Genomic DNA, 24,629 nt, shown 5'->3' with positions numbered 1-24,629 from the left:
GGTTCAGCGTCGGTCCAGGATGAGGCTCATCACTTCGGCCCGGGTACGGTCGCTGCTTCGGAAGATGCCTCGGACGGCGGAGGTGACCGTCTTGGCCCCGGGCTTGCGCACCCCGCGCATGGTCATGCACAGGTGTTCGGCCTCGACCACCACGATCACGCCGCGCGGTCCCAGGTTCTCCATGATGGCGTCCGAGACCTGTCCGGTCAGGCGTTCCTGGACCTGTGGGCGGCGGGCGTAGACGTCCACCAGCCGGGCGAGTTTGCTCAGTCCGGTGATACGACCATCCGGTCCCGGAATGTAGCCCACGTGCGCCACCCCGTAGAACGGCACGAGGTGGTGCTCGCAGGTCGAGTACAGCTCGATGTCCTTGACCAGGACCATCTCTTCGTGGTCGGCCTCGAAGACCGTGGTGAGCACGTCACCCGGTTTCTGGCCGAGCCCGGCGAACTGTTCCTCGTAGGCCCGGGCCACTCGCTCCGGGGTCTGGACCAGACCGTCGCGGTCGGGGTCCTCCCCGATCGCGATGAGGATCTCTCGAACCGCGCGGGCTATGCGCTCGCGGTCCACCGGTCTGGGGAGAAGGTCGCTCACGCCTGTCTTCCTTCCTCGCTGATCCCACCGTGGAACCGGCCGTTGTGATCGGGTCCTTGGAATTCGTTGCCGTTGAGCATGGCCAGTTCCTTTCTGGACCGCACCGGCGGTCGGGTGGAGGGCTGGCGCTTCCCGTAGCCGGTGTAGGAGCCACGGGCGGGACGTTTGCGAACCGGAGCGAAGACCTCCAGCACCTCGCTCTTGGTGAGCGTCTCCTTCTCCAACAGCTGCAGGACCAGCTCGTCCAGGACGTCCCGGTACTCCACGAGGACCTCGTAGGCCTCGTCGTGCGCGGTCTCGATGAGGCGACGCACCTCCTCATCGATGATGGAGGCGATCTCCTCGGAGTACTCGCGGGCGTGCGACATCTCGCGGCCCAGGAACGGCTCGGTGTTGGCGGAACCGAACTTGCGGGCGCCCAGCCGCTCGCTCATGCCGTACTCGGTCACCATGTTGCGGGCCAAGTTGGTGGCCTTGTCGATGTCGTTGCCCGCACCGGTGGTGGGCTCGTGGAAGACGAGTTCCTCGGCGGCACGACCACCGAGCATCATGGCCAGTTGGTCCATCATCTGCGAGCGAGAGGTGAGGAACTTGTCCTCGGTCGGCACCGACATGGTGTAGCCCAGGGCACGACCGCGCGGCAGGATCGTGATCTTGTGCACGGGGTCGGCGTTGGGCAGCGCGTGTCCGACCAGGGCGTGACCGCCCTCGTGGTAGGCGATCACCTTCTTCTCACGGTCCGACATCACCCGGGACTTGCGTTCGGGGCCGGCCATCACGCGTTCGATGGCCTCCTCCAGGATGGCGTGGGTGATGACCTTCTTGTCGGCGCGTGCGGAGAGCAGGGCACCCTCGTTGATCACGTTGGCCAGGTCGGCACCGGTCATCCCGGCGGTCTGGCGGGCGATCACCGCGAAGTCGACGTCGTCGGCCATGGGCTTGCCCTTGGCGTGCACCTCGAGGATGTCTCGGCGACCGTCCAGATCGGGGCGGTCCACGACGACCTGACGGTCGAAGCGGCCCGGACGCAGCAGAGCCGGGTCGAGGATGTCGGGACGGTTGGTGGCGGCGATGAGGATGACGCCACCCTTGACGTCGAAGCCGTCCATCTCGACCAGCATCTGGTTGAGGGTCTGCTCCCGCTCGTCGTGACCTCCGCCCATACCGGCACCCCGGTGGCGGCCGACGGCGTCGATCTCGTCGATGAAGATGATCGCGGGAGCGTTGGCCTTGGCCTGCTCGAACAGGTCGCGTACCCGGGAGGCGCCGACACCGACGAACATCTCGACGAAGTCCGAACCGGAGATGGAGTAGAACGGCACCCCGGCCTCACCGGCGACGGCGCGGGCCAGCAGGGTCTTACCGGTTCCGGGCGGGCCCATGAGCAGGACACCCTTGGGGATCTTGGCGCCCATCGACTGGAACTTCTCGGGGCTTTGTAGGAACTCCTTGATCTCGTGGAGTTCCTCGATGGCCTCGTCGGCCCCGGCCACGTCCGCGAAGGTGTTCTTCGGGGTGTCCTTGGTGATGAGCTTGGCCTTGGACTTACCGAAGTTCATCACGCGGGAGCCGCCGCCCTGCATCTGGCTGAAGATGAACCAGAAAATGATGATGATGATGATCAGCGGCAGCAGGCTGAACAGCGCCGTGGTCCAGATCGGGGTGGTGGCGACCGAGACCTTGTAGTCCCGCAACTCCCCGTCCGGGTTGTCGCTGGATTCCTGGAGCATGGAGGCCAACTCCATGCCTTGGCCCTCGACCCAGTAGGCCTCACGGATGTCACCGTCGACGGTGGTCAGCTCGATGCGCTGGTCACGGTCGACGATCTCGGCGTCCGTGACCTCATCCTGTTCGATGAGCCGGTAGATCTCCGAGATGTCGGCTTCCTCCGGTTGGGGACCCCCACCCACGTCGAACACGCGGAAACCGATGATGAGCATGAGGGCGACGACCAGGATCCATATCCACGGGCCGCGGAAAATACGCTTCAGATTCATGTGAGCGGACCTTGTCGGGTCCGTCCCTCCTGACCAGGCCGCCCGCCCCAGAGGACTTTCCGAAGCAGGACCTATCGGACACGTGCTCCCTGCGATGACGCGGGGATATTCGACGGTACACCTCGCCCCGCCGGGCGAGCACACCGCTCAGGCCGGACACGGGCCGTCATGAACGCAACGATGACGACCCGTGTCGTTGTTCCCGTGATCTGGCCCACGCGGGCAGGGACGAGGGCTACTTCTCGTAGACGTGCGGGGCCAGGGTGCCGATGAACGGCAGGTTGCGGTACTTCTCCGCGTAGTCCAGCCCGTAACCGACGATGAATTCGTTGGGCAGGTCGAAGCCGATGTACTTCACGTCGAGGTCGACGTCGAAAGCGAGCGGTTTGCGGATCATGGTGCAGATCTCGACCGACTTCGGGCCGCGCGAGCGCAGGTTGCCCACCAACCAGGAGAGGGTGAGCCCGGAGTCGATGACGTCCTCGACGATCAGGACGTCTCGGTCCTTGATGTCGGTCTCCAGATCCTTGAGGATGCGCACCACGCCCGAGGACGTGGTCCCGGCCCCGTAGGAGGAGACCGCCATCCAGTCCATCGAAACGGGGCTGTGCAGTGCTCGCGCGAGGTCGGCCATGACCATGACCGCGCCCTTGAGCACACCGACGAGCAGCAGGTCACGACCCGCGTAGTCCGCGTCGATCTGCGTCCCCAGTTCGACCAGGCGCGTCTTGATCTCTTCCTCGGTGACCAGAACCTTCTCCAGGTCCTCGCCCATGTCCTTTGCGTCCACGCTCACTGTCCTCGCTGCTGGATTCCCCGCTTGCGCCAACCAGGATAAACGTGTCGAACGTGGCGGTGGTGCCGGATGGCCCTCCCGGGCCGCCACCACGACCCTCGAAGACGATCCGTCCGGCCACCCGGCGACCTCGCACCCCACCTGGCAGGTCGATGTGGGCCTGGCCACGCCACTCGGTGATCAAACGATCGAGTTCACGTACGTGCCGCGCGGTCAGGTCGGTGGCCGGGCAACCCGCGTCGAGGGCGGCGCGACGCAACACCCGGGTGCGCAGTGAGGACTCGGCTCGCTCCAGTGGAGGCACCTCGAGCCCTTCGCCCGCTTGCTCGGGGCCGATCCCCGACCGAGCCTCGGCGTACAGTTCGGCGGAGAGGGAGTCCAAGGTGTCGGCGTCCGCGCGGAGCATCGTGGCGGTCCGGGCCAAGGCCGCCGCGATCCCCGGCCCCAGTGCCTTCTCCAGGGCGGGCAGCGCCTCATGACGTGCCCGGGAGCGGGAGAAACGTGGGTCGTGGTTGTGCGGGTCCTCCCATGGGTCGAGCCCCATGAGTCGGCAGGCCTCGCGAACCGTGCTCCGCTCCAACTCCAGCAACGGTCTGTGGTAGACACCCGATGTCGGGGCCATCCCGGCCAGGGAACGGGCGCCCGAACCCCGTGCCAACCCGAGCAGAACGGTCTCCGCCTGGTCGTCGAGGGTGTGCCCGAGCAACACCACAGCCGGAGCGTGGGCACGCACCGCCGCGTCCAAGGCCGCGTAGCGGGCACGTCGGGCCGCGGCCTCCGGGCCCCCGGCCCCGTCCACCCGTACGGTGGCGACCCTCACCGGGTCCAGACCGAGCCCGCCCAACACCGTGGCGACGGACTCGGCTCGCCGGCCCGAACCATCCTGGAGGCCGTGATCCACCGTGACCGCGCCGGCCCTTCGCCCCAGACGAGGCGCCTCGAAGGCGAGGGCCCCGGCCAAGGCCAACGAATCGGCTCCGCCACTGCACGCCACCAGCGTGACCGTCTCCTCAGGCAGGGTCGACAGCACCCGACGGACCGCCGAGCGAACGGCGGCCACGGCGGGAGGAGGCCCACTCACTCGGTGATGGCGGCGGGGCGCACGATCCGTTCGATCCACGCCGAGGGGTTACGGATCTCCTCGATGGTGGGCAAGGTCTCGGGCGAAGTCCACACCTTGTTGAACTCGGCCATCCCGACCTGGGCGACCACCTGACGCACGAAGGCCGCGCCCTCCTCGTACTGCTTCATCTTCAGGTCCATGCCCAGGAGTTGGCGCATGATCCGATCGAGCGGGTTGGCGGATTCACGTCGTTTTTGGAACCGACCCCGGATGGTCTCGACCGAGGGCACCACTTCGGGACCGACCGCGTCCATGACGTAGTCCCCGTGGCCCTCCGCCAAGCTCATGACGGCGGTGACTCGATCCATCAGCGCACTCTGCTCGGGGCTTTGGAACGCGGTGAGGAGGTTGCCCTCCCCGCCCCGCACGGCGTCGGCCACCGCCTCCCCGGCCTGACGGAGTCGGGCGATGAGGTCGGAGGCGTCCATCTCGGTGGACAGCAACAGCTCCTGCATGAGCCGTTGGACGTGGTCGCGCAGCCACGGCGTGGCCGTGAACTGCATCCGGTGGGTCTCCTCGTGCAGGCAGACCCACAGACGGAAGTCGCGCGTGTCGACGTCCATCTCACGTTCGGTGTGGACGATGTTGGGCGCCACCAGGGTCAGTCGCCCGGTCGGCGAGTGTCCCTCCGGGTCCGGTGGTAGGAAGAGTTCGTACTGACCGAGAACCTTCCCGGCCAGATAGGACAGGACGGCACCGAGTTGCATCCCGGTGACGCGCGAACCGACCACGGTGGTCAGGTTCCCGGCCGGACCGTCGTTCGTCCGGCCGGCCGCCATCTGTTGGAGCACGGGTTCGAGTACCACTCGGAACCCGTCCACGTTGGCTCGAATCCAGCCGGGGCGGTCCACGATGACCGCGGGCCCCGAGTCTTCGAGAGGGTTCATTCCGGTGAAGTCGCGCACGTGCCCGGCCGCCACGGTGGAAAGCTCGCGCAACTGCGCCACGGCCTGCCGTGCGTCGGACAGGTCCACCTGCGGCCCAGGGCGCACGAGGCGAACACCGGTGTTGACGGCTACGTCCCAGTCGATCACAGTCACATCGCCAGCCTACCCACGACGAGCCCCAGAGCACGGAGATCAGGGATCGAATTCAGGGCAGACCCAGGGTCGGCCCCGAGCCGCCCCGACATCCCTCATGAACAACCGCACCTGGCCAGAGCGGCGGCCAGGGCGTCCAACCGGGGTCCGGTGGCTCCGGGGCTGTTGGCCATGAGGGCGAACAGGAACGTGTTGCCCTCCTGGTCGTGGATGGTGCCGGCCAGGGTGCTGACGCCATCGAGGGTCCCGGTCTTGCCACGGACCATGCCGGCCGCGTCATGGGAGGTGGAGTACTCGGAGTAGCGCCCGGCGAGGGTGCCGGTGGAATGGGCCGTGGGCAGACCGGTGATCGTGGCGTTGAGCTCGGGGGTCTTGGAGGCCACCTCCACCAGTTGGACCAGGGCACGCGGAGTGATGCGGTTCTCGGTGCTCAGACCACTGTTGTCGGACAACTCCACTCCGTCGATGTCGAGATCGTCCATGATGCGGTGGGTGGCGGCGGCCGCACCGGCGAAATCGGGTTCGGCACCCATCTCCAAGGCCGCGATGCGGCCAAGGGACTCGGCCATGTTGTTGTCACTGGCCAACATCATGAATTCGACGAGGGCGACGACCGGCGCGGAGTCGATGGAGGCGATGGGTTCACCGACGGAGGCGGCCTCACTGGGAGTGCCCTCGACGGTGAGGCCGGCTCGTTCCAGTTGGTCGGCGAATGCCTCGGCCGCGGCCAGTGGCGGGTTCGGTACTCGAGTGGACACCTCGGGATCCACCCGACCCTGGTCGACGAGCAGGGCGTGGATGGTGGCGGTGCTGCCCTCGGTGACGTAGTTGGGTTTCCAGCCGGGGCCGGTATCGGGACCGCTGAAGAAGGAGTCGTCGTAGCCCACCGTCACCGTGTCGAGCCCTTGGTCGGCGAGGGCTCGCACGGTGTCCTCCGCGAGCTCCTCCAAGGTCGCTACCTGCGGGTATGCTGCGGGATCGGCGGTCACGGTCAGGGTCGCGTCGCCCCCACCACGGAGTACCACGCGGTTCTCCTCGGGGTCGAGGTAGACCTCGGTCCGCAAGACGTGATCGGGGCCGACGGCGTTCAGGACGGCGACGGCCGTGGCGATCTTCGTCGTCGACGCCGGGGTCACCGGCGTGTCCGCGCCCCGCTCGAAAAGTGTCCGTCCCGTCACACCGTCGACCACGTAACCGGAGAGGCCCTCCTCGAGCCCGGACGCCGACATGGGATCATCGAGGATGTCCGCGATCCGTTCCGGATTCGCCGGAGTCGGGGCCGCGGGTGCCACCGCCGCCACGCCGTCGGCGTGGGTGACGGGGTCGGGCACCGCCGGAATCGGTCGTGCCTCGATCACGTCCAAGGCGACGAAGCCGGTGATCAGCACGAATATGTTGAGCAGGGCCAGCGCGAGGAACGCCTCGCCTCGTACCCGTCGCACCCGAGGCACCCGCCCTTCCTTCGGTGTCGCGGCCTGACGTTGTAGTTATATGGCGACATTAGTCGCAATGGGAGCCGAGATCAGCATGGAATTCGACGTTACGATCGAGATCCCCAAGGGGGAGCGCAACAAATACGAGGTGGACCACGAGACCGGTCGTATCCGTCTCGACCGCATGCTGTTCACCTCCACCACCTATCCCGCCGACTACGGCTTCGTAGAGGGGACACTCGGCGAGGACGGTGACCCGCTGGACGCGCTCGTCCTGCTCAAGGCCCCGACCTTCCCCGGCTGCCTCATCCGTGCCCGCGCCATCGGCATGTTCCGGATGCGTGACGAAGCCGGGGGCGACGACAAGCTGCTGTGCGTTCCGGCGACGGACCCACGCCAGGAGCACCTGCGTGACATTCACCACGTCAACGAGTTCGAACGCCTCGAAATCGAGCACTTCTTCACCGTGTACAAGGACCTGGAGCCCGGCAAGTCCGTCGAGGGCGCCAGCTGGGTCGGTCGCCACGAGGCCGAACAGGAGATCATCGCCTCGGTGAAGCGTGCCGAGGAGGCCGGCACGCACGGCGACGCCTCGCACATCACCAGCGAGGACAAGTAACCGCGACGAGACTGGTTCTCGGTACTTGGCAAGGCCTGGTGGGTCCATCCCACCGGGCCTTGGTCCTTTCGCGGAGGATTTCAGGTGTCGTCGAGGGGCCCACCAGGTCGCGGTGGTTCCTTCGACCGGTCTTGGTCGCCAAGGTTTCGCCGCCCTCCGGCCAAGAGAGAACCCGCGTACCTGGTGCGCAGCCACAACAACACGTAGGTGAGCACGGTCAAAAAGCCGACCAACAGCGCGGCTTCCGGCCCCAGGAAACCCAGAGCCATCACTCCGGCGGCGACCACCACCAGGGCTCGCACCAGCACACGCGTCCACAAGCCCTGTGCTTCGGGGGTCAAGACTGCCCTCTGGGAACGGACGACTGCACGGCCACTCCTGTCGCTACGGCTGTTCTGGGAGTCGGGGTCCGAGGCGGTGGGGGCGTCGCTCTGTCGGGCTCCACATGTCACCACCACCGAGCGCCGCCCGCAACATGCTCGGGGCGCGCCCGGGATGAGCGGTGCGACACGCGTGATCGCTGGTGCCGGCTTGACTCCCTACCGGCTTTGCTGGTCTCCTTACTCCCATGTACTCGCGCACCCGCACCGTCGCCAAGGCTCGTACGGCCCCCATCGGGGCCTCCTGCCTGTCGGCCCGTGCGGCGTGTCCGTGTTGTCGTCGCTGAGTCGTAGCCCACGAGCCGGAGCCGACCGGCCCCGCACGACCGATCCGTGAACGGCCCCCACCCTCGGGTGTGAGGCGGCCGCACCGGATCCGCACTCGGGTGATCTTCCTCTCCGAACACGCGTTCGCAGAAGTCGCCCCCACCGCCCCGGAGTCACCGGGGCCCATGACGACATCTTCGCGGTCCCCCATCCTGACGGGCGCCGCGCATACGTGGAGGATCCTCTCACGATGGCCCACCAGCCCTCCGCCCCGGCCACCATCCGCCCCACCACGGCCGAGCACACTCACCGACCGCCTACCGCGGCCGTGTCCCTGGACGGGATCGGCGACGTCGTGGACGCCGGGCGCACCTCCGGTTACGCCCACTTGGACGTACGCCCCCTCCCCACACTCGGGCAGGTGGTCTCCACGGCCCGGACGGCCGCGACCACCTTGCGCCGACCNCGCCGCCCGACACTGTGGCCGGCCCGACGCGGACACTGGCAGCACGCCCCTCGCACCGTACGCGAACAGGTCCGGGGACGTTTCCAGGTGACCACCGTGGCCCTCGAACCGAACGGCTTCATCGCCGGCCCGGAACCACGTGTGGACCGGCCCCACCGCTTGGAGGTCTTCTACCTGGTCGATGGGCGCGCCCATCTGATCACCTCGGGTACCGACGGCCAGATACTCTCGGCCACCGAACTGGCCCGAGACCGCGCTCGAGTGGTGGGAGAGGGCGCACGGGGGCGGCGGCACCTGATGAACACCGGTGACGAGGTGGCGGTGCTGGTACGGGTCACCGCCTGAACGCAGCGGGGCCGATCCGTTCATGGTGCGGTTTCGTTTCCGGCCGTGCGCAATGCTCCGTCCACCGCTTCGATGGATCGAAGGCTCCCGGCGGCACGCCGCCCCTCCTCGAGGTAGGCGTTCATCACCTGGTCCAGGGCATGGGGTGGTAGGTGATCACGTAGGTCCACTCGGGCCGTGCGGTACCCCTCCCGGGCCGCCTCCAGTGCCGCCGAAGCGTACTGGCGGGCCAACCGGGAGAGGGCCACGGGATGGCGTCGTAGGACCCCGTGCAGTCGGTAGTCGGCCGGCACGTGGTCGAACAACCATTCCAGGGCCGTCTGCTCGAAGGAGTCCGACCCGGGTGGGTGCACACTCGCGGGCCAGTCCGGCGTCAAGGACGGATCGGGCATACAACCCAGCATACCCATCGATCGAAACTATGTTCGATTTCCCATGGGGGGATCAGTCCGTATCCACCGCTCTCGAATCGGTCGCCCCCGTATCGGCCTTGTCGGCCTTCGCGTCTTCCAGCGCCACCCGGATGGCCTGTTCCGCCGCGTCCACGGCCGCCCTCGCCGTGATCGCATTGGTGTGCGCCCGATCCAACTCCTCCAACAGGATGCAGTCGAAGGACACTCTCGCATCGTGAATCGCTGCTTCCAACTGACGTGATGCCTCTTCCAGACTCATGTTCACTCCCTTCCCCAGAAGTCGGCACTTGCACACACCCGCCCCAAGGGTCACGCACTGTTCCGACCCTCTCCTCCCGGTGTCACCATCGGCCCCAGGCTCCGGCGCTTCACTCGATACCTCGTGGGGTAGGCCAGCGAAGAACCACGTGAACGACTCCGGGAGCACCCATGGTCTACTTCATCCTCGTCCTGCTCGCGATCTGGTTGATCCTGGCCATCGTCGGCATGGTGATCAGAGGCTTGTTCTGGCTCGCGGTGATCGGCGGTCTCCTCTTCATCGCGACCGCCGTCTGGGGCTGGCTACAGAACCGCCCCAAGGCCTGAGGAGGCGTACCACTCGCACTCCCTTGTCAAGGTTCACGGACGGGAGGTCCATCATCGTCCTGGTGGCCCAGGGGCCGCCGGCCCTCAGGGTCTCGCGGGGCCGGCACGTAGCCGCCCACGTGAGGATCGGGCCCGACTCTCGGCGGAGGCTCGGGGTCGGTGAACGCATCGTGTGACTCCATCCGGGCCAAGAACGTGCGCAGGACGTAGGACCCGCCACCGAGTACGACCACTGCGCCTACCAACGTGAGCAACATGAACATCAGGCTCATACCACCCACCTACCCACACTTCGGACACAACAGGCACTACACCGAAGTACGCAGAGTAATCCTTGCGCCAAGGAGGCCGGGTCTGGATCCCGGCTTTTTCAGTCGCTCGGGAGGTCCTCGGGCAGAAGGGTCCGCAGAGCCGCTACCCCGAGGAACTCCTTGCTCCGCGCCATCTTTTCGATCCGCTTCGCCTGTCGGGCCGCGCACTCCTCGAACAAGAGACGCACTTGGGCCCCATTGCCCTCGGCGAACCCTTCCGCCCGGGCCTCCACCAACTCCGCGAGCGCCGCGCGGGTCCGTGCCGGCAGTCGCAGGCCGGCCTCCGCCGCCATGCCCGCGAAGACGCGCAACAGCTCATCGGTCGTATAGGAGGCGAACTCCAGCACACGAAGGAATCGTTCTCGCAGGCCGGGGTGGGCGTCGAAAAACGAGCCCAATCCTTCGGGCCCGGCGCTCAGCACCACGACCACGTCGTCACGATGCTCTTCCATCAGCCCTGCGAGCACCTTGGCCGCACCTTCCATCTCGGTCAACACCTGGGCGTCCCGGATCACCAGGACACCGCCTTTGGCCTGTTCGAAGGCCACCTCGGCCCCATGGGTGGCCTTCCCCCGATCCACCAGGTCAGCGGCCCCCAGCCCTACCGACCGTCCGTGTGTCGACACTCCCAACGCGGCCAGGAGTTCGCCATAGATCCCGGCCACCAAAGACCTGCCGGTGCCCCGCGCCCCCACGAACACCAGATGGGGCGAACAACGCACACCCGCGCCGACCTCCCGCCACCCGGAGGTCACCGAGGACAGGTCGGCCATCTGCCGGGCCAGCGCGTTCCTGACCTCCTCCCTGCCCACCAGGGCGTCCAACCGGGACATCACCGAGGCGACCTGCCCCCTGGCCCGGCCGTCCAAATCCGCCGGGGCGGCTCCGGCCACCTCTTCCAGGTCCTCCACCGACAGCCGGGTGAGGTCGTCGACCGTCGTGTAGCCCCCTTGCGTGACCCGCTCCGACTGGGCCTTGATCACGTTTTCCAGCACTCGCCGCACCTCACGACCGTTGTCGAAGGCCATTCCCTGCGACTGCCGTCGAAAGTGCCCCGTCAGCAACTCACGCACCGCCTCTCCCAGGGTGTAGCCCCGTTCCGCGGCCGTTTCGGTGAAGATCCCCGCGAGCTGCTCGGGTGAATAGTTCTCGAACTCGACCGTTCGTGCCACCCGCGAGCGCAGGCCCGGGTAAGCGTCGAGCAGGGCATGGACCCGCTCGGAGTATCCGGCCAGCACCAACACCAGCTCCCGTCCGAGTGCCTCCATCAGGCCCACCAAGGTGTCGACGACCTCGTGACCATGGGTGTCCGGGGCATCGGATCCACCCACCAACGCGTGCGCTCCGTCGACGAACAGCACACCACCGCGCGCCCGTTCCACCGCCTCGATCACCCTGGCCCGGGTAGCACTCCAATGCTCACCCACCAGGTCGGGGCGGGCCACCTCCACGAACGGCCCTCCGTGTGCCAGGACTCCCAGGGACCGCAGGATCTCCCCGTACAGCCGAGCCACCGTGGTCTTACCGGTCCCGGGCGGGCCCGCCAGTACCAGGTGTCGTTCCACGTTCAGGGCGGGCAGCCCGGCGCTCACCCGTTCGGCGCTCACCCGCTGAAGGTCGACCAGCTCCCGCACCTGCCGCTTGGCCCGCTCCTGTCCGACCATCGCGTCCAGTTCGGTGAGCAAGGCCTCCAACGACCGTCCTCGGTCCCGGACCGCACCGTCCCCTCCATCGGACGGCCGGCCGCGGCCCACGCCCCGGGCCGAGACCCGGTCCCCGTCCCCTCCCCGGTTCCCACTGAAAGTGGTCTCCTCCAAGTAGACGGAGGCGTCGACCGCAGCCCAGAGTCCTTCGTCATCGTTGCCCGAGACCGTGCAGCGCACCAACCGCACCCGACCGCCGTCCTCCACCATGAGCCCGTCGCCCCGCCCATCCCTGATCGCCGAGTCCTCCAAGGCCGCCACTCCGCCCTCGCCCACGCGTACCCCGCGTTCCCCACTGCCGGAGAGCGTCGAGGAACGGATCGTGACATAACCTCCCCGCACGTAGACGGCGTCCTCCCCACACTCGGACAGGTCCGCGTCCAAGAGCCGGACCTCGGCGCCGTCGAGGATGTTCAGACCATCCTCCCGGGCCTCGCGCAGGACCATCCCTCGCACGGTGATGGTGGCGTCCTCCCGACTGTGGATCCCCGAACCGACCTCGTGGCCGACGATGTCCTCGAACCGGCCACCACCGCCCACGACGATGGCCATCGGCCCATGCCAACGACTGACCCTGAGGTCACTCACCTCCAAGTGCGAACGCACCGCCGCGATCGCGCCGCGCCCCTCTTGGACGCTCTCCGTGACCGAGATCCCCGAGACCGTCACCCGTGCCCCGTCCGCGGCCAGCAAGGCCGCCTTACCGATCCCGCGACAACGCAGGTCGGTGATGTCGGCCTCGCCACCATCGATCAGGAGGGCGTCCGCGTCGGTTCCCTCGACGGTCAGCCCTCGAACGGTGAGCCGCCCGCCCTCGATCGCCAGTCCGGTGCGGGTGGAACCGATGATCTCGCAGTCGTTCAGGGTGCTCTGGGAGTCTCCGTGGACGAAGAACGCGTCCGTGTGCTCCTTGCGGGGGGACTCCACCACCAGACGGGTGAACCCCGCTCGGGACCGTTCGTAGACCCGCACCGGCCAGTCATGTGAGCCCATGATCCGCACGTCGATGAACTCGGGAGCGGCCCGATTCCGAACGTAGAGACCGCCACCGTCCATCAGCGCGCAATCGACCACCTCCGGAGAGGAACCCGCCACGTAGAAGGTGTGCCAGTCATCGTGGGCACCGGTGAAGATGCTTTTGCTGATCTTCGGTGAACACTCCCCTTGGACCGCGATCACCGCTTCGGCGAAGTAGCAGTCGCGCACGGAACCCTCACTGGTGTCCCACAGCAGCCCGCCGTCCTCGAAGCGACAGTCGACGATCTCCGCCCGGGCACCCACCACGTTCACCCGCCGGGGCGAGGTGAAGACGCAATCGACCGCCCGAAGACGTGCCCCTTCCTGTACGTACAGCGGCGGGTACTCGTCCGAGGCGCTGCGTACGCCGACTCCGCACAGTTCCAGGTCGCCGCCCTCGTGCACGTTGAAGACGTTGGTCTCGTTGGCCGCCGTGACCGAGACGGTGCCCACCCCCTCGGTGGGGACCACGACCACGCGTCGGAGCACACCCACCACCTGAGGCTCGACGTAGTCACCCGGATCCACCCGCAGACACAGGTCCGAACCCGCGTAACGGGGGTCTCGGACCACCTGCCCCAGGGAGGAGCTCGCACCGGGATCCGTCTTCGAGACGTGGACCGTGATCATCCATCGACTCCCTAGGGGGTGGCGGCAGCGGTGCCGCGCCAGAGGGTCTGCGTTATGTACCGTATCCACCCCAGGGTCGAGAAACCCGATGCGGGGAGAACCGTTCGTGGCCAGGGTCGGTCAGAATCCCTCGGCCTCCTCGGGAGACAGTGCCCGGAGTTCGGCGACGTCGAGTAGGCCGCTGGCCCCCTTTTTGGTAACCCTGCGACGCAAAAAGAAGAACGCCACCCCGGACGGGGTGGCGTTTTCGCTGCTTGGAGTGGAGCCGCCTATCGGAATCGAACCGATGACCTATTCATTACGAGTGAATCGCTCTGCCGACTGAGCTAAGGCGGCACGTCGCCACGTGTCACACGTGGCGAAGCACGATCCAGTCTAGCGCCTCCCAAGAGTGAGGCGTACACCTTCGTCAGCCGGCGAGAGGCGGCGCACAGACCATTCCGTCCTCGGGCACCATCAGCTCCAGAAGGTACTCCTCGACGATCTCGTCGACGCAGTCGTCGCCCATCCGGTATCCGGTGTGACCGTCCCCGTCCCGGGTGAGCAGGAAGCCCGACTCCAACTGGTCGGCGAGCGCCTCGGACCAGGCGTAGGGGGTCGCGGAGTCGCGGGTGGTACCCACCACCATGATCGGATCGGCGCCCGCGCCCGTGAGCACGGTCTGCTCGGCCACCGCCTCCTCCGGCCAAAAAGCGCAGGGTAGGGCGCCCCAGGCGAGCAACGGACCGAAGACCGGGGACTCCTCGCCCGCGACGGCCGCCGCCTCCGCGTAGGCCTCCACCTCACGTGGGGCCGGGGAGTCGGAACAGTTCACCGCGGTGAGCGCTGCGGTGGAGTTCTCGTACTCGGCCAGGTCCCCACGTCCGTACAGGTCATCGCCCAGTAGCAACAACCCGGTGCCGTCTGCGCCCTCCATTGCGTCGGTGAGCGCCTCACGCACCCGTGGCCACCGGTTCTCGGTGTACAGGGCCGCGAGCACACCCAGCTCGGCGCGGGCCCGGTTGACCTCGCGCCCGTCGTCGGTGGTGGTGCTCAGCGGTTCGACGGCCACCTCCTCCAGGAAGTCCTCCAGGACGGCGATACCCTGGGCGACCTCGTCTCCCGGGCCGCCGATCGGACAGTCCGGTCTGGTGAGGCAGTCCTCGACGAAGGAACGCAGCGCCGTCTCGAAACCGGTGGCCTGCTGCACGCTCACACTCAGTTGGTCCTGGCTCGGATCGACCGCGCCGTCCAGGACCAGGGCGCGTACCCGCTCGGGGAACTGTTCGGCGTACTGCGCGCCGATGTGGGTGCCGTAGGAGGCGCCCAGGTAGGTGAGCCGTTCATCCCCGAGGAGTTCACGCAGAACGTCCATGTCCCGGGCGACGTCGGCGGTCCCCACGTTGCGCATCAGGTCGGGCGCGTTCTCCTCGCAGGCCTCGACGAACTCCCGGCTGCCGGCCTCGATCTGGGCCAACCCCTCCGGGCTGAGCTCGGCGAGGTCGTCGGCGCCCTCCCCGTCTCCGTAGTCGGTGCCGAGGAAGTCGTCGATCCCTTCAGCGTCCATGCAGATCAAAGGGGTACTGCGGCCGACGCCTCGGGGGTCGAATCCCACCACGTCGAAGCGTTCCCGCACGGCCTCGCCGATGGCGTAGGGCGAGTGGTCCACGAAGTCGTAGCCCGAACCACCGGGACCGCCTGGATTGATCACCAGGGAACCGAGGACGTCGTCACCGGTGGCGGGGACACGTTTGACCGCGATCTCGATCCGCTCACCGTCGGGGTCGTCATAGTCCAGCGGTACCTCGAAGACCGCGCATTCACTGCCGGGCAGCCCGGTCTCGCACTCCTGCCAGTCGAGTCGTCGTTCGAAGAGGTCCCCGGATCGCGCGGTGTCCTGCTCCGTCCCACCACCCTCGGTGGTACAACCCATGAGCAACACCGCCCCGGCGCTCAGCGCCGCCCATACCCGCACCCTCAGACCCACCCGCGACCGCCTCCACTCGTCATCACGTCACGTTCCGATTGTCGTGGACCGGCCGGACCACCCGGTTCCGACCCTTTGGTCTCAGCCGGTCAACAGAGCGGAGGTCATGGCCTCCATGGCGATCTGTGGGTGCACGTTGGCGGCGATCCGTTCCCGGCACGTCATGATCGCGTCGATCCGGCGCAGGGTCGCTTCGGGTGGGCCCGAACGGGCGATCCGCTCCAGGTCTCCCGAACGCTCCGCGGTGGACAATTCCACACCGGCGTTCATCTGGAGGGCGAGGACGTCGCGGTAGAAGGCGGCCAGATCGAGTAGGGCGCGGTCATAGGAATCGCGCTTGATCCGGGTGGCACGGCGCTTTTGACGCTCGTCCAGGTCCTTGAGCGCCCCGGCCGCGCCACGGACGGCCTTGGCCACCCCCTTACCGGTGGATCCCTCACCGAAGGCGGCCTTGAGTTCGTCCTTCTCCTTCTCGTTGAGCGCCGTGGTGAGCGCCTTGGACTCCTCTTCGGCGATCTCGTACAGGCGGGCGGCCGCGGTGACACAGGCGCCGAGTCCCTCCAACGAGGCCGGGATGGACAGGACCTCCTCCCGACGACGACGGGCCTCGGGGTCCGTGGCCAACTGCCGGGCACGATCCACCCGGCCCGCAGCGGCCCGTGCGGCGGCCTCGGCGGTGACGGGGTCCACCCCGTCCCGTTGGACGAGGGCGTCCACGATCTGCCGGGTGCCGGGGGTGGCCAAGGTGACCAAGCGGCAACGGGAGCGAATGGTGATGAGCAGGTCTTCCGGGGTGGGCGTACACAGCAGCCACACGGTTCGCGGTGAGGGCTCCTCCACCGCTTTGAGCAGGGCGTTGGAGGCGGCTTCGGTGGCACGGTCGGCGTCCTCGAACAGGACGATCCGGAAGTTGCCGCCGGAGGGTTTGGAACCGGCACGCAGAACGAGATCACGGGTGGCGGCCACACCGAAACTCAACCCACTGGGGCGTACGTACAGGACGTCGGGGTGCGTTCCGGTCAGTACCTGATGGCAGGAGTCACAGTGACCGCAACCGCCCTTCGCACACTGTAGAGCGGCGGCGAAGGCCCGCGCCGCCTCCTCCCGGCCGGAACCGGGCGGGCCGGTGAACAGCCAAGCGTGGGTCATACCGGTCCCCCGCCCTCCGGCGAGGAGGTCCGCGGCGCCCCGAACCGCGCGCTCCAACCGTGCGGCGGCCACCTCCTGGCCGACGAGGTCGTCGAAGACCGTCACGCTTCCCCCATCCACGGGCTCACTGATCCGGCCTCCAGGATAGGAGCCGGCACCGACGGTCGGACCGTTTTCCACAGGCCCCATCGTCGAGGCGAACGGGTGAGGAAGCGGCGACGCGATCGTGCCCGGCCCCTTCCCGGACCGATGAGTTCATGCTTCACGCCGGGTCCGTACGGGTGAAACCGAGGAGGAACCGTGAACACGTCCGTGCCCAAGACCACCCTGTGCCCCGAGTTCGGCTCTCTCGACGCCGAAGCGCTCTCCTGGGAGTACGCGCGCTCCGTCCTGGCCGAGGCTCCTTTGTATCGAGCGAGCACCGTGCGCCCCGACGGCAGACCACACCTGACCCCTCTCCTGGGGGTGTGGGTGGAGGAGGCCGGATGCTTTTGCACCGGTCCACGAGAACGTAAGGCGCTCAATCTGTCCGCGAACCCGCACTGCCTCATCAGTACCGGGAACAACGCCTTGGACGGCCCTCCGGACATCGTCGTGGAGGGAAGCGGCGCCCGAGTGGAGGACCCCGACGCACTCGAGCGGATCGCTCGAGCCTACGAGGAGAAATACGGTCCGGCGATCACTTCGCCCGAGGGCACCTGGTTCGGGCTGGCCGACTCGATACGCCGGAGGCGGGTCCTGACCGTCCGGGTCACTCCCGAGCGCGCTTTCGCGTTCGGCAAGGCGCCGGTGTTCAGCCAGACGCGCTACGACTTCTGAGTCCGAGCCCAGGATCGAAACGGATCCCCTACCCTCCTTGGGCCACACGGCCCTGGAGGAAGAAGCCACCGTCCATCGGCGCCAAGGCGGGCCCTCCGGCCCTGGTCCCTGTGGTGAAGGCCCCACACCACCGGCGGTTCCGGTGGTGTGGGGCCTTCCTCCACGTCTGACCGAGGGCGACTACTCGGGCTTGATCACCGGGATCATGCCGGTGACCGCCTCGGAATCGGCGTCGACCGGGTCCGGCAGCAGCGGACGCACCCGACGCTGGATCTGGCGGGCGATCTTTTCCCGGGACTCGCTCGCGTCCAGGATCAAGTACCTCTCCGGAGCCTCCTCCGCCAACGCGCGGAAACCCTTGCGAACCCGGTTGTGGAACTCGGTCGACTCCGATTCGATCCGGTCGGCCGGACCACCCAGACGGGAGAGCCCTTCCTCGGGCCGCACGTCCAAGATCACCGTCAGGTCCGGAACCAACCCCTGGGTGGCCCAGTCACTGATCTCCTGGATCTCGGCCACGTCCAGGTCGCGTCCGGCGCCCTGGTAGGCGAGCAGGGAGTCGACGTAACGGTCACTGATCACCACCGCTCCGCGGCGCAGCGCCGGAAGGATCTCCTGTTCGACGTGATCGGCCTTGTCCGCGGCGTACAGGAGCACCTCGGCACGGTCGGTGATGTGCGAGTTCTCGCGGTCCAAAAGGATACCGCGCAGCCGCATACCCAGCTTGGTGGCGCCCGGCTGGCGAGTGCTCAGCACCTCGAAGCCTTGGTCCCGTAGCCACACCGTCAGGTCACGGACCTGGGTGGACTTGCCCGCGCCCTCCCCGCCCTCCAAGACGATGAAGGCACCGGAGACCGTGGTCTTGTCTTCCTCCTCCACACCAGGGCTGACCCCGCGCAGGGCGGCGAAGAGTTCCGGCAGCAATCCCGGACCCACCTCGGGGTCGTCCTGGACCGCCTGCCGCGCGGCTACGAAGGCCGACGCCAGGGCGAGAAGACCGGCCACCATCAAGACCAGGCCGCTGCCGTACAGGGAGTAGCTGAGGGGGCCGCCGAGCGGGAGTTCGTGGTTCCCGACCAGACCCGCCACGACCGGGGCCACCACCGCGGCGGTGAGCAGCGCGATCCGACCGGCCGCGTGCAGGAAGGCGAACGCGTCCTCGCGACGCTCCTCCTCCATCTCCACGTTGATCAGCCAGGTACCGGTCGCCCAGGTCAGGCCCGCACCCAGTCCGAGCACGAACACCAGGACGGCCGACAAGACCATGTCCGCGATCGCACCGGCCAAGAGCAGGGCCAGCGCGGCCAGTACCACGGACAGACCGAGGAACCGGCGGCGGCTGAACTGCTTCAGCACACGCGGGGCGGCGACCATCCCCAACCCCAGACCGAGGAAGAGCGCGGCCACCAGGACACCGAAACCGGCGTTGCCCGCGCCGAGGTTCTCCACGTGCGGACGGCCCACACCGATGATCAGACCGCCCATGGTCGCCGTGACGGTGAGGCCGACGACCACGGCGCGGGTGAGCGGTCCGGACCCCACGGCCCGCCGGCCGGTGCCGAGCGCGCGCATCAAGGTGGCGTCCCGGTGGGGGCTCAGTGAGGAACTCGCCACCGTGTGCTTGGGCAACGGCAGGCCGGCGACGACGATCGCGGCGATGAAGAAGGTGAGGGCGTTGATGTAGAGGGCGACATCCGCGGCGGGGGCGGCCATGGACGGCACGAGTGCGCCCAGCAGGTTGTCCACCGAGGCCAGTGCGGCGAAGAGCAGGGCCGCCACGGGCGCGGCCCCGTACGTGGCCAACAGGGTGAGCCGGTCGGCCTGGCCGAGCATCCTCTTGGGAACCAGTACGGGGATCGTGGCGTCACGCGCGGGCGTCCAGAACAGGGCCACGATCTCGGCCAGCAGACCTGCGATCAGCAGCCACGGCAAGGCGAAACCGGGGAACGACAGACCCACTACGGGGATGGAGACGTAGAGGAGGCCCCGCAGGACGTCACCGCCGACCATCGTCCACCGCCGGTCCAGCCGGTCGGAGACGAGCCCGGCCAAAGGACTGAGGAGGACCGCGGGGGCGAGTTTGATGGCGACCACGCCCGCCACCGTCAGGTACCGAACGAGGTCGGATCCCTCGGCGGTGAAGATGGCCGCGAGGGACACCAGGGCCAGCAGGCTCAGCCAGTCGCCCAGGCTGGAGAGGGAAAGCGAGACCCACAGCCTTCGGAAGGGTGTGATCGCGAGGACGTGGTGCGCCTCGGTCGGCGCTCCCAGGGGTGCAGATCTGCTCATAGCGCTCAAGATTATCGAGGAGGGGGATCGGAACCGACAGGCGTTGGCCACCTGTCCAGGGAATCGGGGGATACCTCCGGGGCACACACGGATTCCGTGTCCCCATCAGTCACGGACAGAGTAGTACGGAAGATCATCACCCGACAGGGGACGAGGTCGCGTCTTTGCTACGAAACACGAGGGGCGGCCCGCCCGGGCGCCTCCTTCGGGAAACATCCGGGCGGGCGATCGACATCACGGAACCGGACCGGCTCAGGCCTCTTCCTTGGCCGTGGTCTTGGGCTCACCGGTCTTCTCGGCGGCGGACTTGCGCGCCGTCGTCTTCTTCGTGGTGGCGCCGCTCTTCTTCGCCGTCGTCTTCTTGGCCGTGGTCGTCTTCTTGGCCGTGGCCTTCTTCGTCGTCTTCTTGGCGGGCGCCTTGGCCCTGCGGTCGGCCAGCAACTCGGCGGCGCGTTCGTCGGTGATCGACTCGACCTCGTCACCCTTGCGCAGAGAGGCGTTGATCTCCCCATCGGTGACATAGGGGCCGAAACGACCGTCCTTGATCACCATCTTGGCTCCGGTGGCCGGGTCCTCCCCGAGCTCGCGCAGGGGCGGGGCCGCCGCGCGGCGCCCTCGCTGCTTGGGCTGGGCGAAGATCGCCCGGGCCTCCTCCAGGGTGATCGTGAACATCTGCTCCTCGGTCTCCAGGGAGCGGCTGTCCGTGCCCTTCTTCAGGTACGGGCCGAAGCGACCGTTCTGAGCGGTGACGTCCTCGCCGTCCAGTTGACCGACCACGCGTGGCAGGGACAGTAGCCGGAGCGCGTCGTCCAGGGTGACCGTGTCCAGATCCATGCTCTTGAGCAGCGAAGCGGTGCGCGGTTTGACCTTGCCCTTGGCCTTGGTCTTGCCCTTGGGCTTGGTCTCGCCCTCCTCTGGTTCCGGAATGATCTCGGTGACGTAGGGGCCGAAGCGTCCGGACTTGGCGACGATGGCGCGTCCGGTCTCGGGGTCGGTGCCGAGCTCACGGTCACCACTGGGCTGGGCGAAGAGTTCCTCGGCCTTGGCCAGGGTGAGCTCATCCGGCGCCAGGTCCTCCGGCACGTTCACCCGTTCCCCGTCACGGTCCAGGTAGGGACCGAAACGGCCCACCCGGAGCACGATGTCGGTACCGGGTAGGGGCAGGGAACTGACCTCCTTGGGGTCGATCTCGGACAGGTGGTCGCCCACCAATTCCTTCAACCCCGTCTCCGTCTCGCCTTCGGAGGTCTGTCCACCGAAGTAGAAACGGCGCAGCCACGGCAGGCTCTCGCTCTCACCACGGGCGATGTCGTCCAGGACGTCTTCCAGGCGCGCGGTGAATTCGTAGTCCACCAGGTTCCCGAAGTGCCGTTCCAGCAACTGCACCACGGCGAAGGCCAGGAAGGAGGGCACCAGGGCCGTGCCCTTCTTGAACACGTAGCCGCGGTCCAGGATGGTGCCGATGATGGAGGCGTAGGTGGAGGGGCGTCCGATCTCCCGTTCCTCGAGCTCCTTGACCAGGGTGGCCTCGGTGTAGCGCGCGGGCGGCCGGGTGCTGTGTCCTTCGGCCTCCAGGTTCTGGGCCTTGACCGGGTCTTCCTCGGCCAGGGCGGGCAGGCGGCGCTCCCGGTCGTCCAGATCGGCGGCCGGATCGTCGGACCCCTCGACGTAGGCCTTGAGGAAACCGTGGAAGGTGATGACCTTGCCGCCGGCGCTGAACTCGACGGCCTCGCCGGTGCTGGAGGTGCCTTCGATACGGACGGTGACGGACTCGCCGACGGCGTCCTTCATCTGGGAGGCCACGGTGCGCTTCCAGATGAGCTCGTAGAGACGGAAGTCGGAACCGCTCAGGCCGGTCTCATTGGGGGTACGGAAGCTGTCACCCGCCGGACGGATGGCCTCGTGCGCCTCTTGGGCGTTCTTGACCTTCTTGGCGTACACGCGCGGCTTGTCCGGCAGGTAGTCACCGCCGTACAAGCGACGTGCCTGGTCACGGGCGGCCTTGACGGCACTGTCCGACAGCGTGGTGCTGTCGGTACGCATGTAGGTGATGTACCCGTTCTCGTACAGCCGCTGGGCGACCTGCATGGTCTGCTTCGCGGACAGGTTGAGCTTGCGGGAGGCCTCCTGCTGGAGGGTGGTGGTCCGGAAGGGCGCGTAGGGCGAGCGACGGTAGGGCTTGCGCTCCACGGAGGCGACCGCGAACCCGGCCCCGGCCAGGCGTTCGGCCAGGCCACGCGCGGCGGCCTCGTCGAGGTGACGCACGTCCCGGTCGGAACGGATGGTGCCCTCGGCGGTGAAGTCGCGGCCGGTGGCGACGCGCTTGCCGTCAATGGAGACCAGGGTGGCCGGGAAGGAGGCGGGACCGTCGGTGTCGGCCGCGGTGGCGTCGAAGATCGCCTTGAGGTCCCAATGCTCGGCGGGAGTGAAGGCCATCCGCTTGCGCTCACGCTCGACCACCAGCCGGGTGGCCACGGACTGCACTCGGCCCGCCGAGAGCTTGGGCATGACCTTCTTCCACAGCACGGGTGAGACCTCGAAACCGTAGAGACGGTCGAGGATGCGCCGCGTTTCCTGGGCGCTGACCAGGCGGGTGTTGAGGTCGCGCGTGTTGTTGACGGCGTGCTGGATGGCGTCCTTGGTGATCTCGTTGAAGACCATCCGACGGACGGGGATCTTGGGCTTGAGCTCCTCGCGCAGGTGCCAGGCGATGGCCTCGCCCTCACGGTCCTCATCTGTGGCGAGCAGGAGTTCATCGGCCTCGGCCATCAGCTCCTTGAGCTTCTTGACGTGGGCCTTCTTGTCGCTGTTGACGACGTAGAGCGGTTCGAAGTCGCCGTCGACGTCCACGCCGAGCCGGGCCCAGGGCCGGCCTTTGTACTTCGCGGGGATCTCGGCGGCCTTGGTGGGCATGTCACGGATGTGGCCGATGCTGGACTCCACGACATAGCCGCGCCCCAGATACCCGGCGATGGTCTTGGCCTTGGCCGGTGACTCGACGATGACGAGAGCGGTCCCCGCTCCCTTTTTTCCGTTGTCCTTCGAGCCGTTCTCGCCGGCGCTGCCCTTCGTGGGTGGCACGCTGTTTCCCCTACGTCTAGCCTTACGTGTTCTGTCGGCCGTGGTTCTTCGGTCCCCGTGGGAATCGACAGTAACCGAACTACAGGAACTCCCCGTCGGTGAGTGGACCGGGTCGGCCTCGCCCGGGTTCGGTCCGTCGTCGCTCCGACACTCTCGCACCCACCGGCACCCGCAGAATAAGCGTTCGGCGGACCGGTACCGGCCCGTAACGTGGATTATCGACCGTGGCGCCCCTCTCCTTGAGACCACTCCGGACTCGGACGAGCACACTGAACACCCCAGATAAGTGACTTGCGTCACACTTGAGGGCTGCCGGGGTGGTAGGGACGTTCTGCCTCCAAAATGCGGTGAGTCCTCCCGGATATTCCCGGGAGGACTCACTTCGCGTTCCGAGCCGGTGGCCACCGCCCCCGTTCCTCCCGCAGTCCACCGCGTTCCTCACGGAACGGGAGCACGGGAGACGACTCCTGCGACTCGTCGTTCACGGCATCTGGATACCGTTCGCGGATCGGTGCCCCGGCCCCCGTCCACCGCTCCTCCGTCGTAAGAGAGCCCACCGCAGTCCACCGCGTTCCTCACGGAACGGTGGGGCCCCTTCCTCCGTCGGCACGGACGTCCGTGTCCGGACCACACCCCCGCACGGGTCCTCACGGGACCCGCATCGGTCCTACAGGCCGACGCCCACGGCACCCAGCAGGTCGCCCACCGGGTCGAGGTCGGGCAGTTCGGCGGGCGCGGGCAGCTCGTTGAGGCGCTCCGGAGCGTGCGCGTCCACTGACCGGTGCGCGGTCTCGCTCAGGCCGTAGTCGACCGGCACCATCTCGGAGACGGGCACCTCGGGCAGCCGATCGACCAGCGGCACGCTGTCCAACGCCGAGGACTGAGCCTCGGTCTGGGCGCTCTGGTGCACGACCTTGGAGTCGGAGTCGGTGCTGGAGGCACCCGCGGTGCCGAGCACGGCGCCGACCGCGTTGCCCGTGAGGTTCACCGGCACGTCGCCATCGACCACCAGCTGGTTGCCACCCAGGACCGAGCCGTTACCGGAGGTCGCGATGTCGGTGTGCTCGCCCTTGACCACGGCGTCACTGTCGGTGCTGGAGGCGCCCGCGACGCCACCGACGGCGCCGATCGCGTTGCCCGCCACGTTCACCGGAACGTCCAGGTCGATGACGCCCTGGTTGCCGCCCAGCAGCGAACCGTTGCCGGAGGTCGCGATCGACCGGTGGCCGTGGGCCGGGGCCGACTGGTGCTCACGGACGGGGGCCGACTGGCGCAGCAGACCGACGTCCACACCAGAGGTGTCCGGCAGGATCTGAGCGTTCTCGACCACCTCGGCGACCATGTCGGTGGTGGGCCGACCGGACTGGTACTCGACCGGGGCGCTCTGGTGGTGACGCACGATCGCGTCGGCGTCGGTGGCGGCGGCGCCCGCGACACCGCCGACGGCACCGATCGCGTTGCCCGCCACGTTCACCGGAACGTCACCATCGACCACCAGCTGGTTGCCGCCCACGGCCGAGCCGTTACCCGAGGTGGCGATCTCCGGGCCGTGGTTCTTGTGGTGCTTGTGGCCCTGGTGCACGACCTTGGAGTCGGAGTCGGAGTC

At 67.8% G+C, this 24,629-nt stretch carries 18 protein-coding genes, 1 tRNA gene and 1 pseudogene; 3 read left to right on the top strand and 17 right to left on the bottom strand.

Translation table 11 applies throughout. The features are described 5' to 3' along the window. Window positions 1-3 precede the first annotated feature (3 nt). The 6 genes and pseudogenes from folE to dacB form a co-directional block, all read right to left on the bottom strand. A complete protein-coding gene (folE, locus tag D472_RS0106960; protein ID WP_017603775.1) occupies window positions 4-594 on the bottom strand; it encodes a GTP cyclohydrolase I FolE in 591 nt (196 codons plus the stop codon). After that, complete coding sequence (gene ftsH / locus D472_RS0106955) at window positions 591-2,591, bottom strand: ATP-dependent zinc metalloprotease FtsH (protein ID WP_017603774.1); 2,001 nt, start codon at window positions 2,589-2,591, stop codon at window positions 591-593. Before ftsH ends, folE begins: the two co-directional genes overlap by 4 nt. Before the next feature lie 235 nt (window positions 2,592-2,826). Then, entirely contained in the window at window positions 2,827-3,381 is a 555-nt protein-coding gene (gene hpt, locus D472_RS0106950; RefSeq protein ID WP_026117461.1) for a hypoxanthine phosphoribosyltransferase, read from the bottom strand. A 103-nt stretch (window positions 3,382-3,484) separates the two neighbouring features. Continuing rightward, window positions 3,485-4,468: pseudogene (gene tilS / locus D472_RS24985) on the bottom strand (tRNA lysidine(34) synthetase TilS); the annotation flags it as partial. Continuing rightward, entirely contained in the window at window positions 4,465-5,544 is a 1,080-nt protein-coding gene (locus D472_RS0106940; protein ID WP_017603771.1) for a zinc-dependent metalloprotease, read from the bottom strand. The pseudogene tilS and the gene D472_RS0106940, both read right to left, overlap by 4 nt. A 101-nt stretch (window positions 5,545-5,645) precedes the next feature. Then, window positions 5,646-7,001 carry a D-alanyl-D-alanine carboxypeptidase/D-alanyl-D-alanine endopeptidase gene (dacB, locus tag D472_RS0106935; protein WP_026117460.1) on the bottom strand — a complete coding sequence of 452 codons (1,356 nt, stop codon included), beginning with the start codon at window positions 6,999-7,001 and terminating at the stop codon, window positions 5,646-5,648. A 76-nt stretch (window positions 7,002-7,077) separates the two neighbouring features. Here dacB and D472_RS0106930 point away from each other — a divergent pair, with 76 nt between their 5' ends. Beyond that, the gene (locus D472_RS0106930; RefSeq protein WP_193373432.1) at window positions 7,078-7,602 is read left to right on the top strand and encodes an inorganic diphosphatase; all 525 of its coding nucleotides are present in this window, start codon (window positions 7,078-7,080) and stop codon (window positions 7,600-7,602) included. A gap of 80 nt (window positions 7,603-7,682) precedes the next feature. On the opposite strand, the gene D472_RS0106925 is transcribed toward D472_RS0106930, so the two are convergent. From D472_RS0106925 to D472_RS0106910, 3 genes are all read right to left on the bottom strand, one after another. After that, window positions 7,683-7,943, bottom strand: coding sequence for a hypothetical protein (locus D472_RS0106925; RefSeq protein WP_026117459.1), 261 nt, complete (start codon window positions 7,941-7,943; stop codon window positions 7,683-7,685). 1,137 nt (window positions 7,944-9,080) lie between these two features. Continuing rightward, window positions 9,081-9,464 carry a hypothetical protein gene (locus D472_RS0106915; RefSeq protein ID WP_017603767.1) on the bottom strand — a complete coding sequence of 128 codons (384 nt, stop codon included), beginning with the start codon at window positions 9,462-9,464 and terminating at the stop codon, window positions 9,081-9,083. A 40-nt stretch (window positions 9,465-9,504) separates the two neighbouring features. Beyond that, window positions 9,505-9,732 carry a hypothetical protein gene (locus tag D472_RS0106910; protein ID WP_026117458.1) on the bottom strand — a complete coding sequence of 76 codons (228 nt, stop codon included), beginning with the start codon at window positions 9,730-9,732 and terminating at the stop codon, window positions 9,505-9,507. 170 nt (window positions 9,733-9,902) lie between these two features. Between D472_RS0106910 and D472_RS28595 the strand changes: the two genes are divergently transcribed. Next, window positions 9,903-10,058, top strand: a complete 156-nt coding sequence (locus D472_RS28595; protein ID WP_017603765.1) for a hypothetical protein — start codon at window positions 9,903-9,905, stop codon at window positions 10,056-10,058. A 26-nt stretch (window positions 10,059-10,084) separates the two neighbouring features. On the opposite strand, the gene D472_RS24980 is transcribed toward D472_RS28595, so the two are convergent. The 5 genes from D472_RS24980 to D472_RS0106875 form a co-directional block, all read right to left on the bottom strand. Beyond that, the gene (locus D472_RS24980; protein WP_017603764.1) at window positions 10,085-10,330 is read right to left on the bottom strand and encodes a hypothetical protein; all 246 of its coding nucleotides are present in this window, start codon (window positions 10,328-10,330) and stop codon (window positions 10,085-10,087) included. Between the two features lie 98 nt (window positions 10,331-10,428). Continuing rightward, on the bottom strand, window positions 10,429-13,719 hold the full coding sequence (locus D472_RS0106895) for a right-handed parallel beta-helix repeat-containing protein (protein ID WP_017603763.1): 3,291 nt from the start codon (window positions 13,717-13,719) through the stop codon (window positions 10,429-10,431). A 260-nt stretch (window positions 13,720-13,979) separates the two neighbouring features. After that, window positions 13,980-14,055 (bottom strand) — tRNA-Thr (locus D472_RS0106885). Between the two features lie 73 nt (window positions 14,056-14,128). Next, complete coding sequence (locus D472_RS0106880) at window positions 14,129-15,631, bottom strand: alpha/beta hydrolase (protein WP_193373435.1); 1,503 nt, start codon at window positions 15,629-15,631, stop codon at window positions 14,129-14,131. A gap of 135 nt (window positions 15,632-15,766) precedes the next feature. Continuing rightward, the gene (locus D472_RS0106875) at window positions 15,767-16,939 is read right to left on the bottom strand and encodes a DNA polymerase III subunit delta' (RefSeq protein WP_026117457.1); all 1,173 of its coding nucleotides are present in this window, start codon (window positions 16,937-16,939) and stop codon (window positions 15,767-15,769) included. Between the two features lie 195 nt (window positions 16,940-17,134). On the opposite strand from D472_RS0106875, the gene D472_RS0106870 reads away from it, so the two are divergent. Further along, on the top strand, window positions 17,135-17,653 hold the full coding sequence (locus D472_RS0106870; protein WP_017603759.1) for a pyridoxamine 5'-phosphate oxidase family protein: 519 nt from the start codon (window positions 17,135-17,137) through the stop codon (window positions 17,651-17,653). A 180-nt stretch (window positions 17,654-17,833) separates the two neighbouring features. Here D472_RS0106870 and tmk read toward each other — a convergent pair whose 3' ends face one another. The 3 genes from tmk to D472_RS24975 form a co-directional block, all read right to left on the bottom strand. Next, the gene (gene tmk / locus D472_RS0106865) at window positions 17,834-19,942 is read right to left on the bottom strand and encodes a dTMP kinase (RefSeq protein ID WP_017603758.1); all 2,109 of its coding nucleotides are present in this window, start codon (window positions 19,940-19,942) and stop codon (window positions 17,834-17,836) included. 252 nt (window positions 19,943-20,194) lie between these two features. Next, window positions 20,195-23,023, bottom strand: coding sequence for a type I DNA topoisomerase (gene topA / locus D472_RS0106860; protein ID WP_017603757.1), 2,829 nt, complete (start codon window positions 23,021-23,023; stop codon window positions 20,195-20,197). Between the two features lie 667 nt (window positions 23,024-23,690). Continuing rightward, on the bottom strand, window positions 23,691-24,629 hold a 939-nt coding region (locus tag D472_RS24975), incomplete at its 5' end, for a hypothetical protein (RefSeq protein WP_017603756.1).

The organism is Nocardiopsis alkaliphila YIM 80379 (assembly GCF_000341005.1).
GTDB classification, from domain to species: Bacteria; Actinomycetota; Actinomycetes; order Streptosporangiales; family Streptosporangiaceae; genus Nocardiopsis; species Nocardiopsis alkaliphila.
Note: the sequence above shows the minus strand (reverse complement) of the source record. Positions and strands in the feature narration are given on the sequence as shown.